The organism is Streptomyces sp. NPDC027663 (assembly GCF_055566415.1).
The window spans coordinates 1-12,035 of the sequence record NZ_JBVHSK010000001.1 but is presented as its reverse complement, the minus strand read 5'-3'; the positions used below and the strand labels follow the sequence as shown (position 1 = coordinate 12,035).

9 protein-coding genes are annotated in these 12,035 nt (G+C 72.7%); 5 read left to right on the top strand and 4 right to left on the bottom strand.

Features of this window, described 5'->3' with window-relative positions; translation table 11 throughout:
- Positions 1–132 precede the first annotated feature (132 nt).
- The 4 genes from ACZ4SF_RS00045 to mtnA all read right to left on the bottom strand — a co-directional run bounded on the left by ACZ4SF_RS00045 (position 133) and on the right by mtnA (position 6,086).
- Positions 133–1,965: an LpqB family beta-propeller domain-containing protein gene (locus ACZ4SF_RS00045; RefSeq protein WP_468375973.1), complete on the bottom strand. Its 1,833-nt coding sequence runs from the start codon at positions 1,963–1,965 to the stop codon at positions 133–135.
- A complete protein-coding gene (mtrB, locus tag ACZ4SF_RS00040; RefSeq protein ID WP_468375970.1) occupies positions 1,955–4,108 on the bottom strand; it encodes an MtrAB system histidine kinase MtrB in 2,154 nt (717 codons plus the stop codon). The genes ACZ4SF_RS00045 and mtrB overlap by 11 nt, the downstream gene beginning before the upstream one ends.
- Position 4,109: 1 nt before the next feature.
- Positions 4,110–4,799 (bottom strand): two-component system response regulator MtrA, encoded by a 690-nt coding sequence (gene mtrA, locus ACZ4SF_RS00035; RefSeq protein ID WP_187279108.1) that lies wholly within the window; start codon positions 4,797–4,799, stop codon positions 4,110–4,112.
- A gap of 147 nt (positions 4,800–4,946) precedes the next feature.
- Positions 4,947–6,086, bottom strand: coding sequence for an S-methyl-5-thioribose-1-phosphate isomerase (gene mtnA / locus ACZ4SF_RS00030; RefSeq protein WP_468375967.1), 1,140 nt, complete (start codon positions 6,084–6,086; stop codon positions 4,947–4,949).
- Between the two features lie 140 nt (positions 6,087–6,226).
- Here mtnA and ACZ4SF_RS00025 point away from each other — a divergent pair, with 140 nt between their 5' ends.
- The 5 genes from ACZ4SF_RS00025 to ACZ4SF_RS00005 are packed head-to-tail and all read left to right on the top strand — an operon-like array spanning position 6,227 to position 11,861.
- Complete coding sequence (locus ACZ4SF_RS00025; protein WP_468375964.1) at positions 6,227–7,591, top strand: glycerophosphoryl diester phosphodiesterase membrane domain-containing protein; 1,365 nt, start codon at positions 6,227–6,229, stop codon at positions 7,589–7,591.
- 28 nt (positions 7,592–7,619) lie between these two features.
- On the top strand, positions 7,620–8,375 hold the full coding sequence (locus tag ACZ4SF_RS00020) for a DUF4129 domain-containing protein (protein WP_468375961.1): 756 nt from the start codon (positions 7,620–7,622) through the stop codon (positions 8,373–8,375).
- Positions 8,372–9,562 (top strand): DUF4350 domain-containing protein, encoded by a 1,191-nt coding sequence (locus ACZ4SF_RS00015; RefSeq protein WP_468375959.1) that lies wholly within the window; start codon positions 8,372–8,374, stop codon positions 9,560–9,562. The genes ACZ4SF_RS00020 and ACZ4SF_RS00015 overlap by 4 nt, the downstream gene beginning before the upstream one ends.
- Positions 9,562–10,551, top strand: a complete 990-nt coding sequence (locus ACZ4SF_RS00010; protein WP_468375956.1) for an AAA family ATPase — start codon at positions 9,562–9,564, stop codon at positions 10,549–10,551. The genes ACZ4SF_RS00015 and ACZ4SF_RS00010 overlap by 1 nt, the downstream gene beginning before the upstream one ends.
- Entirely contained in the window at positions 10,551–11,861 is a 1,311-nt protein-coding gene (locus ACZ4SF_RS00005; RefSeq protein WP_468375952.1) for a DUF58 domain-containing protein, read from the top strand. Before ACZ4SF_RS00010 ends, ACZ4SF_RS00005 begins: the two co-directional genes overlap by 1 nt.
- Positions 11,862–12,035 lie beyond the last annotated feature (174 nt).

Below are 12,035 nucleotides of genomic sequence, written 5' to 3'. Positions count from 1 at the left end.
AGGACGGGGCAGAGGAGGCCAGGCAGGGGGACGGGGAGCCGGGCGTCAGGGCCGCCACCCCGGCGGCTCGCTGCGCCGGGCGCAGCGGACAGGGGCGGCGGCACGCCGAGTGCACCGCCGTGGACCGCGTCCTCAGCCTGGATAGACCGGCGCCGTCCCGTCCTTGTCGATCTTCTGCCACTGCGCACCGGACGGCAGTCGTACGATCCCGTCCGCAGAGTGGGCCACCAGCGGCACCCCTTCGTCCTCGGACGCGGCGACCGCCTTCACGCCGGTGAGTGCGCCCGGTGCCGGGCCGTCGAGCGTCGAGCCGTCGACCTGGACGTACCGCATCTGCTGCACCCCGCCCTGCTCCTGGCCGACGACGAGGAGCCGGCTGTCCCCGGCCCAGGAGATCGCGCTGACCTCCTCCAGGTCCGGTGCCGCCGAGCGCAGCCCATCCACGGAGATGCCCTGGCCGGTCCCGTCGTCGCGCTGGATCCGGCCGATGAGCAGGGACTGCTTGCCGTCCTTCTCCACGACCAGCGCGATCCGCGTCCCGTCGGCGGCCACCCGCGCGTCCTTGATCTGGCCGGACAGGTCCGGGACCGCGACCTGCTCCGGTTCGGCCACGCCCTGCTCCAGGACGAACACGCGCGCCCGGTGCGGATCACGGTCGGCCACCCACAGGTCGCCGCGGGCGTCCCAGCTCGGGGTGGTCAACCGGTCGGCGGGCTTCGTACCGGCGCTGGTCACCACAGCCTCGCCGAGCGAACCACCCGACGCCAGCGACGCCACGTACAACGATCTGCCCTGGTCGGCCACCCCGGCCGCGGTGCGCTCGTCCCGTGACACCGCCACCGACTGCAGCTCCTTGCCGGTCTCACCCAGCGGACCCGGCACCGCGACGGCGCCGGTGCCAGTGCTCCCGGTCGGCATCCGCACCACCCGGTGCTTGCCGTCGAGGAAGTACAGGTAATCGGGACGCTTCGCCGACCCGTGCCAGGCGGCGGACTCGGCGCGCTCGTCGGTCAGCTCGCACAGCCGGGCACCGTCGTTCCCCAGCAGTTCGACGGCCTGCAGCGTCGGCGCGAGATTGCGCAGGGTGAACAGCACCTGCGTCGCCATCTCGGTGCATTTGCTCGCCGCGACCTGGGACGCCTTGAGGTTCAGCGGCACCGTCACCTTGTTCTGGTCGTCCAGCGCCAGTGCGGCCGCGTCCTTCTGCAGCGCCGTACCGGTCGGGAAGCTGGACCTGACCACCGGCTCGAGCCAGGAGGTGGGCCCGATCAGCAGCGAGCGCACCATCTGCGTCATCGCGTCCACCTTGCCGCGCACGAACACCGGATCGGCGACCGTCACCGGTTGCCCGCCCGCCCCGACGGCCGTGTTGGAGGCGAAGTAGTACTTGTCGACGGACGTGTAGTTCCGCTGGAAGTCCGAATTGCCCATGACGACGCCGTCGGGCAGCCCGTCGATGCGCCACTGACCGGTCTTGGCGTTCTTCGTGAGGTGCAGTTTCTTGCGGTAGGAGCCATCGGCGGGCTGGTAGGCCTGCTGCGCGTCGACCGTGGCGACCTTGGTCCCGGCCAGCACACAGGTGACGCTGTTGGTCTCCTCGCGGCCGCCCGGGCGGCAGTCGGTCTCGATGCTGGGCCCGTTCACGAGGACCGTGGTCGACTGCTCCGGCCGCCAGGCGCTCGCGGCGTCGGACGTCAGGTACTTGCGCGCCGTGTCGTACTCCGTGTCGTCGCTGGTCAGCGCTTCCAGGAAGCCCTGCATGATCTCGCCGGGACCGGCACCGTCGGCCGGCGGCATGGCGAACACCCGGACGCCGGTGTCCTGCCGCGGCGTGGACTCCACGTCCCGCAGGTCACCGTTGTCGGGCATCGAGGCGCACCCGGCCAGCAGGACGACCCCCAAGGCGGTGTACGCCACCGCGCGCCCCGGCCGCCGCCGTGCGCCCCCCGTGCGGTCAGCGGCCACGAAATGCCTCCCCTGGCTCCGTCGAGTCGTCCGTTGTGGCCGCGTCCGGCCGGGCCGCTTCCGCTGTGGCCGCGTCCGCTGTGGCCGCATCCGGCCGGGCCGTGTCCGCGTCGGATGCCGGACGGGCGGCGGGCCTGTCGCCCTGGCGCAGTGTGCCACCCGTCGGCCGGGGCACCACGCGCGCGCCGTTGCCGTTGCCGGGCAGGGCGGTCGGGTCGGCGGCGGGGGCGACGGCGGACAGCCGCGGCGCGATCGACGCCCCAGGGGACAGCGCCTGGGCCTGGCCACCGCCCTGCTGTACCGGAACGGTCGCCCGCTTCTCGTCGCCGCCATGGGTCAGGCCGGCGTCGTCGAGACCCCGGTTGCGACGCGAGTCCTTGGGTTCCAGCGGTATCGGGGAACCTCGCAGCGGTTCGTCCGCGGTCCTGGGCAGCGTCAGCCGGAACTGCGAGCCGCCGCCCGGCTCCCCCCAGGCCTGCAGCCAGCCGCCGTGCAGCCGGGCGTCCTCCAGGGCGATCGACAGCCCGAGGCCCGTACCGCCCGTGGTGCGCGCGCGTGCCGGATCGGCCCGCCAGAACCGGCTGAACACACGGGTCGCCTCGCCCGGCTTCAGCCCGACGCCGTAGTCACGCACCGCGATGGCCACGGCCCCGCCCGCCGCGGCGAGCTTGACGACGACGTCCTTGCCGTCACCGTGCTCGACGGCGTTGACGACGAGATTGCGCAGGACGCGCTCCACGCGCCGGGCGTCGGCCTCGGCCACGACGGGCTGCTGGTCGCCGAGGACGCGTATGTGCGTGCCCTTGCGCTCGGCGAGCGGCTCGGCACCGCTGACCACCCGGCGGACGACCTCCCTGAGGTCTATCGGCTCGGCCTCCAGCGCCGCCGCGCCCGCGTCGAACCGGCTGATCTCCAGCAGGTCGGCGAGCAGCGACTCGAACCGGTCCAGCTGGTCGGCGAGCAGCTCCGCCGATCGCGCGGTCACCGGATCGAAGTCCTCACGCGCCTCGTGGATGACGTCGGCGGCCATCCGCACGGTCGTCAGCGGCGTCCGCAGCTCGTGCGAGACGTCGGAGACGAACCGCCGCTGCATCCGGGACAGGTCCTCCAGCTGCTGGATCTTCACCTGGAGGTTCTGCGCCATCTTGTTGAAGGCCTCACCCAGGCGCGCGATGTCGTCCTCGCCGGTGACCTTCATCCGTTCCTGCAGCCGCCCGGCGGACAGCCGCTCGGCGATCCCGGCCGCCATCCGCACCGGGGTGACGACCTGCCGCACCACCAGCCAGGCGATGGCACCGAGCAGGACGACGACGAACAGCCCCGCGGTCGCCAAGGTGCCCTTGACCAGGCTCAGCGACTTCTCCTCCTGCGTGAGCGGGAAGAGGTAGTACAGCTCGTACGGGCGGCCGTTGGGGTCGTTGACCTGCTTGCCGATGACCAGGGCAGGCTGCGATTCCCTGCCGTCGGAGTAGACGATCCGCGTGTAGCTCTGGGCGGCCGTCGTACCGCCGTTGACCCGCTCGCGCAGGCTCTCGGGCACGCTGGAGGTCGGGTTGACCTTCCCGGAACCGCGCGGGCTGCGGCCACCGCCGGCATCGTCGCCCACGGGCAGCGTCGCCACGTCGAAGGCACCCGAGCCGCCGCTGGACAGCGACTCCACGAGGTCGCTCATCCACGGGATGACGTTCTGCGACTGCCGTCCGTCCGCGGTCACGGTGCCGTCACCGGGACCGGTCCTGGCAGCCGCACCGGTACCACCGGCCGCCTCGTCGGCCTTCTGCTTGGCCACCGCGAACCCGCCCGTGGCCTGGCTCTGCGAGGCCTTCACCTTCGCGTCCAGCAGGCCGTTGCGCACCTGCCCGATCACGACGAAGCCCAGCAGCAGGACGACGCCCAGGGACATCAGCAGGGTCGTCGCGACGACCCTCAGCTGGATGTTGCGCCGCCACAGCCGCATCACCGGCAGCAGCGGACGGCGCACCCAGCGCAGGAACAGCCGCAGGACCGGACTGCCCTGGACTCCGCCCTGCAGCATCCCGCCCTCGAACAGACGCCTGAAACGCGCACCCGCCGACCGGCCGACAGGCCGCCCCGGACGGGCCCCGGACCGGCCGGGAGCCGAAGCGGCACTGTCCCCGGACATGTCAGCTGGGTCCGGCCTTGTATCCGACACCACGGACGGTCACCACGATCTCCGGTCGCTCCGGGTCCTTCTCGACCTTGGAGCGCAGCCGCTGGACGTGCACGTTGACGAGCCGCGTGTCGGCCGCGTGCCGGTAGCCCCACACCTGCTCGAGCAGCACCTCGCGGGTGAACACCTGCCACGGCTTGCGCGCCAGCGCGACCAGCAGGTCGAACTCGAGCGGGGTCAGCGCGATCGACTGCCCGTCCCGCTTCACCGAGTGCCCGGCGACATCGATGACCAGGTCACCTATGGTCAGCTGCTCCGGCGCCGGCTCCTCCGACCTGCGCAGCCGCGCCCGGATCCGGGCCACCAGCTCCTTGGGCTTGAACGGCTTGACGATGTAGTCGTCGGCGCCCGACTCCAGGCCCACGACGACATCGACGGTGTCGCTCTTGGCCGTGAGCATCACGATCGGCACCCCGGACTCCGCCCGGATCAGCCGGCAGACCTCGATGCCGTCCCGGCCGGGCAGCATCAGGTCGAGCAGCACCAGGTCGGGTTTGCTCTCGCGGAAAGCGGCCAGCGCCTTGTCGCCGTCGGCTACGAAAGACGGCTCAAAACCTTCACCACGCAGCACGATGCCGAGCATCTCGGCCAGTGCGGTGTCGTCGTCGACGACAAGGACTCGTCCCTTCATAAACGACATCATCCCATTCTCATAACAGCGACAGGCGCCCTGGTGAGGGAGGTCACTGGCCGGTGACCATAGCCGCACCGAGCCGTCACTGTCTGCCCCCGTCCACCGACGCCGGTGCCGGTGGACGGTGACGGACGCCGGCTGCCGCTCCCACGGCTCCTAGGCGGCGGTCCGCCCCTGCCCGGCGGACAGCTGCGCAAGAGCCTCGGCCGTCACGGGTGAGACCACCCCCTCCTCGGTGACGATGGCGGTGATCAGCTCGGGCGGCGTGACGTCGAACGCCGGGTTGTACGCCTGCGTCCCCAGGGGTGCCAACGGAATCCCGCCGCCCGCTCCCGCCACCGGCACCTGCGGTGCCGTGACCTCGGTCACCTCGAAGCCGGGCCGCTGCTCGACCTCGATGGACGCCCCGTCCGGGGTGTCCGGATCGACCGTCGTCACCGGCGCCACCACGATGAACGGCACATGGTGGTACCGGGCGAGCACGGCGAGCGGATAACTCCCCACCTTGTTCGCCACCGAGCCGTCGGCGGCGATCCGGTCCGCCCCGATCAGCACCGCGTCCACCTCACCCGCCACGAACAGGGAACCCGCCGCGTTGTCGGTGAGCAGGGTGTACGCCATGCCGCTGCGGGCCGCCTCGTACGCCGTCAGGCGAGCGCCTTGCAGCAACGGACGCGTCTCGTCCACCCACAGCCGCCGCAGCCGCCCCTCCCGGTGCGCCGCCAGGGCCACCGCGAAGGCCGTGCCCTCCCCGCCCGACACCAGTGACCCGCTGTTGCAGTGGGTGAGGATCCGGTGCCCGCCCCCGGGCAGCAATTCGTCCAGCAGCGCCAGACCGTGGGCGGCCATCCGAGTGCTGGCCTCGGCGTCCTCCCGGTGCAGCGCCCGCGCCGCGGCCAGCGCCGCCACGGCACCGGTGGTCGGGTCGCCGGTGCCGGCCAACGCCTCCTGGTACGCGGCCTGGGCACGGCGCACACCGACGGACAGGTTCACCGCGGTGGGCCTGGCCTCTTCGAGCGCCCGCGCCGCCTCGGTCACGTCGAAGCCGCGCGCGGCGGCGAGCGCGACGCCGTACGCCCCCGCGATGCCGAGCAGCGGAGCCCCGCGCACGGCGAGCGAGCGGATCGCCTCCACCAGCGCCGGCGCGTCCGTGCACACCAACTCGACTTCTTCGGCCGGGAGCCGCGTCTGGTCGAGCAGGACCAGTACGGGACCTTCTGGTGGTTCCTCCCAACGGATGGCCGGTATCTCGGTCGGCCGCTTGTCCTCGCCGGTTCGCGCCTGCTGATCAGCCATGCGGTCAGTCTGCCCCGGATCCGGCGGACAATTGAAGGTGTCCAGCCCATACCGCGGCCGGTACCCCGGTGACCAGGCCATGGCACGATGGCTGCCAACCTGCCGCCGCGACCGCGGACGGGCACCGAGAAGGAGCTTCGATGACAGACACTCCGGGCTGGGCCTCGCCCGGAACCGCCCCGTCGTCCGAGGGGCGGGAACCCGGTGCGTCCCACCCCGCCGACCGCCCCGGCCCCGCCGAGCCCGCGCCGCAGCCGGGCGCCGACCCGCAGGGCCCAGGCGCGAAGTGGTCCAAGGAGCAGCCGCCACCCGGCCAGTGGTCCGCGCCCACCGGTGCCCCCAGCCCGAACCAGACCCCACCGCCCCCGCCGCCCGGCCCGGGCTGGGGCGGCCAACAGCCCGGTGCTCCCGGCCCCGGCGGATACGGCCCCGGCGGATACGGGGGACCTCCCCCCGGGCCCGGCGGTTACGGCACCCCGGGCGGCTACCCGGCCTGGGGCGGCGGCTGGGGCGGCCCCCCGCCCGCTGCCAAGCCCGGTGTCATCCCGCTGCGCCCGCTCGGCGTCGGCGAGATCCTCGACGGCGCCGTCTCCACCATGCGCACCTACTGGCGCACGGTCCTCGGCATCTCGCTCACCGTCGCCGTACTGGTGGACACCAGCCTGGTCCTCCTGCAGGGCTTCCTTCTCAACAACAGCCAGGCTTCCCTGGACAGCCGGACCGCCACCCCCGACGAGGTGTTCCGCGCCCTGCGCGAGACGATGATCGGCACCGGCCTCATCACGGTGATCACGGTGGCCGCCATCATCGTCGCGACGGCGCTGCTCACGACCGTCACCAGCCGGGCCGTGCTCGGCAAGCCGGTCAGCACCGCCGAGGCCTGGCGCGAAGCCCGCCCGCAACTCCCGAAGCTGGCCGGTCTGCTCATCCTGCTCGGCCTCATCACCATCGGGGTGATCGTCGCCGGGGCACTGCCCGGCATCCTCGTCCTGGCCACCGGAGGCAGCGCCGGCGGCGGGGCCGCGCTGTTCGCCCTGGGCATCCTCGGCTCCGTCGTCGTCGCGGTGTGGCTGGCCATCCGCTACTACCTGGCCGCGCCCGCCCTGATGCTCGAACGACAGGGCATCCTGAAGTCCATGAGCCGCTCCGCCAAGCTGGTGCGCGGTTCCTGGTGGCGCATCCTCGGCATCCAGTTGCTCGCCGCGATCATCGCCAACATCGTCTCGGCGCTCGTCACCATCCCCTTCGCCCTCATCGGCGCCGCCGTGAGCGGTGACGGCATGGACAACTTCCTCGCCACCAACGGCGGACACGTCGGCTGGGCGTTCCTGATCATCCGTGGGATCGGCTCCCTGATCGGCACCACGCTCACCCTCCCGATCAGCGCCGGCGTCACCGTGCTCCTCTACATCGACCAGCGCATCCGCCGCGAGGCCCTCGACCTCGAACTGGCCCGCGCCGCCGGCGTGCAGGGCTACGGCACCGGCCCGGTCCCCGGGAGCTGATGCGGTGAGCCTCACGGGGGGAGTTCTCATGGCGGTGGCCCCGCCCGGTGCCACCGGCAGGGTCGTACGAAGCCTGCTGCGTGCGGCGTACGGGGCCCTGCCGGCTGCCGACGGCTCGGGCGACGAACCGCCGGTCACCATCGAGCGCGATCCCGCGCGAGAGGCGGCCCGGCGCGAGCTGTCCAAGCGGATGTACCACGAGAACGACCCGAGCCTGCTCCAGCGCGCCCTGAACGCGTTCTGGGAATGGGTCGACCGGCTCTTCGGCGCGGCCGCGTCGGCGACGCCCGGTGGCACGGCGGGCCTGGTCGTCGTGATCCTCTTCGTCGTCGCCGTCCTCGCCTCCCTCTGGTGGCGCCTCGGCACCCCGCGCCGCCGACCCGCCTCCGCCGCCGTGCTGTTCGGCGACCGCCCCCGCAGCGCCGCCGAACACCGCGCGGCCGCCGAGGCCCACGCGGCCCAGGGCCACTGGAACCAGGCCGTCCAGGAACGCATGCGAGCCCTCGTCCGCTCCCTGGAGGAACGCGCCCTGCTCGACGCACGCCCCGGCCGCACCGCCGACGAAGCAGCCGCCGAGGCCGGCCGCGTCCTTCCCGCGCACACCGACCGGCTGCGCTCCGCAGCCCAGGAGTTCGACGGCGTCACGTACGGCGGGCGCAGAGCGAGCGAGCAGTCGTACCACCAGATGGCCGAACTCGACCGCGACCTGGAACGCACCAGCCCCAGCCTCGCCGAAAGCACCACCAGCACGGCCCACAGCACCCGCCAGGGGGCCGCCGAGTGACCGCCGAGGCCACGCCCACCTCCACCGCGCCCACGCGCCGCCGGGTGTGGACCCGCGCGCGAGGCATCGCGCTCGCCGTCGTACTCATCCTGGCCGCGGCCGTCGCCATGGCCGCCGTACGCTCCACCACCCGCCACGGCGACCTGGACCCGCGCTCCGCCGACCCCTACGGCAGCCGGGCCGTCGCCCAACTCCTCGCCGCGCGGGGCGTCTCCACGCGCGTGGTCACCACGCTCGACGATGCACGCGCCGCCACCGGCCCGGACACCACCCTCCTGGTCGCCGTCCCCGACCTGCTGACCCACCGCCAACAAGACCGGCTGCACGCGGCCACGGCATCCTCCGGCGGGCGGACCGTCCTCGTCGCAGCCGGCAGCTGGTCCGTCGAGCGGCTCGCGCCCGGGGTCACCGCGGACCCCGCCACCAGCAGCGACTCCACGCTCGCCCCGGACTGCACCCTGCCCGAGGCCCGGCGCGCAGGCTCCGCCGACACCGGCGGCATCCGCTACACCACCACCCACCTCGACGCCGACTCGTGCTACCCCAGCGAGCGCCTCGCCACCCTGCTGCGCGTCCCGGCGGCCTCCGGGGACGGTGACACCGTCGTCCTCGGTGCGCCCGACATCCTCCACAACGACCGCCTCGACGAGCAGGGCAACGCCTCGCTCGCCCTCCAACTCCTCGGCTCCCGCCCCCATCTGGTCTGGTACCTCCCCTCGCTGTCCGACGCCTCCGCCACCAGCACCGGCGAGCGGAAGAACTTCCTCGACCTGCTCCCTTCGGGCTGGCTCTGGGCCACCCTGCAACTGTTCGTCGCAGCGGTTCTCGCCGCCTTCTGGCGGGCCCGCCGCTTCGGCCCCCTCGTGGCGGAGAAACTCCCCGTCGCGATCCGCGCCTCGGAGACCGCCGAGGGACGCGCCCGTCTCTACCGCAAGGCCAACGCCCGCGACCGCGCAGCCACCGCTCTTCGCGCCACCACCCGCACCCGGCTCGCCCCCCTCGTCGGCGTACCCCTCGCCCAGGCACACACGCCCGAGGCACTGCTCCCCGCCCTGTCCAGCCACCTCTCCGGCGATGGACAGGCCCTGCACTCCATGCTCTTCGGGCCGCCGCCCGGCGACGACGCGGCCCTCATCGCACTGACCGACCAACTCGACGCCCTCGAAAGAGAGGTACGCCGTTCATGATGGACCCGACCACTGACAACGCCGGGCAGGCCGGGGACGCGGGCACCGCACGCGCTTCCCTGGAGGCCCTGCGCGCCGAGATCGCCAAAGCCGTGGTCGGCCAGGACCCCGCCGTGACCGGCCTCGTCGTCGCCCTTCTCTGCCGCGGACACGTTCTCCTTGAAGGAGTCCCCGGAGTCGCGAAAACGTTGCTCGTCCGCACACTCGCGTCCGCACTCGAACTCGACACCAAGCGCGTCCAGTTCACCCCGGACCTGATGCCGAGCGACGTCACCGGCTCTCTCGTCTACGACACCCGCACCGCCGAGTTCTCCTTCCAGCCCGGCCCGGTCTTCACCAACCTGCTCCTCGCCGACGAGATCAACCGGACCCCGCCCAAGACGCAGTCCTCCCTGCTGGAAGCCATGGAGGAGCGCCAGGTCACGGTCGACGGCACCCCGCGCCCGCTGCCCGAACCGTTCCTGGTCGCCGCAACCCAGAATCCGGTCGAGTACGAGGGCACCTACCCGCTCCCCGAAGCCCAACTGGACCGCTTCCTCCTCAAACTGACGATTCCTCTGCCGTCGCGCCAGGACGAGATCGACGTCCTCACCCGTCACGCCTCCGGCTTCAACCCACGCGATCTGCGCGCCGCCGGCGTACGCCCCGTCGCCGGCCCCGCCGACCTCGAAGCCGCCCGCACCGCGGTCGCCGCGACCACGGTGTCCCCCGAGATCACCGCCTACGTCGTGGACATCTGCCGCGCCACCCGCGAGTCGCCTTCCCTGACCCTCGGCGTCTCCCCGCGCGGCGCCACCGCTCTCCTCGCCACTTCGCGCGCCTGGGCCTGGCTGACGGGCCGCGACTATGTCATCCCCGACGACGTGAAGGCCCTCGCCCTGCCCACCCTGCGTCACCGGATCCAGCTGCGCCCCGAGGCCGAAATGGAAGGCGTGACCCCCGACTCGGTCATCAACGCCATCCTCGCCCACGTCCCGGTCCCCCGCTGATGGCCCTCACCGGACGCGCCGCCCTCATCGCGGCCCTCGGCTCGCTCCCCGTCGGCATCCTGGAACCCGGCTGGACGGGCATCGTCGCCGTCAACGGTTCCCTGGCCCTGGCCTGCGCCTGCGACTACGCGCTCGCCGCGCCCGTACGACGTCTCGTGCTGACCCGCTCCGGCGACACCTCCACCCGGCTCGGCGAGACCGCCGACGTCACGCTCACGATCACCAACCCGTCCCGCCGCCCGCTGCGGGCGCGGCTGCGGGACGCCTGGCCACCGAGCAGCTGGCAGCCGGGCACGGAGACCGAAGCCGCCCGGCATCGCCTGACCGTGCCCCCGGGGGAACGCCGGCGCGTGACGACCCGACTGCGCCCCACCCGCCGCGGCGACCGCCAGGCCGACCGCGTGACGATCCGCTCCTACGGCCCCCTCGGCCTGTTCTGCCGCCAAGGCGCCCACAAGGTGCCCTGGACGGTACGAGTGCTGCCCCCGTTCACCAGCCGCAAGCATCTCCCGTCGAAACTCGCCCGATTGCGTGAACTCGACGGCCGCACCAGCGTGCTGACCCGCGGTGAGGGAACCGAGTTCGACAGCCTGCGCGAGTACGTTCCGGGAGACGACACCCGCTCGATCGACTGGCGCGCCACCGCCCGTCAGTCCGCAGTCGCCGTCCGCACCTGGCGTCCAGAGCGCGATCGGCACATCCTTCTGGTCCTGGACACGGGCCGCACATCGGCCGGCCGGGTGGGCGACGCCCCGCGCCTGGACGCATCCATGGACGCGGCCCTGCTGCTCGCCGCGCTCGCTTCCCGCGCCGGCGACCGCGTGGACCTGCTGGCCTACGACCGCCGGGTACGCGCCCTCGTCCAGGGCCGGTCGGCCGGAGACGTACTGCCGTCCGTGGTGAACGCCATGGCCACGCTCGAGCCGGAACTCGTCGAGACCAACGCGCGAGGTCTCACCGCCACCGCTCTGCGCACGGCCCCGCGGCGTTCTCTACTCGTGCTGTTCACGACGCTGGACGCCGCACCGGTGGACCAGGGGCTGCTTCCCGTATTGCCGCAGCTCACTCAGCGGCACACTGTTCTGGTCGCGTCGGTAGCGGATCCGCACATCGCTCGCATGGCGCAAGCTCGGGGCAGCGTGGACGCGGTGTACGAGGCGGCGGCTGCGGCACAGGCGCGGAGCGAGCGTCGGCGCACGGCGGAACAGTTGCGCCGTCATGGGGTGACGGTGGTGGACGCGACGCCGGAGAATCTGGCGCCAGCCCTGGCCGACGCCTATCTCGCTCTCAAGGCGGCGGGACGACTCTGAGCCGTATGCCCGGCCGCTCGAGGCTTTGCCGCATCTCCGCTTTGCGGCGTCCCGCCGCTTTGCAAACATCCCCGGAACGCAGAAAACCCCCGCATCGAACCGATGCGGGGGTTTTCTCAAAATTTGTTCGGCGGCGTCCTACTCTCCCACAGGGTCCCCCCTGCAGTACCATCG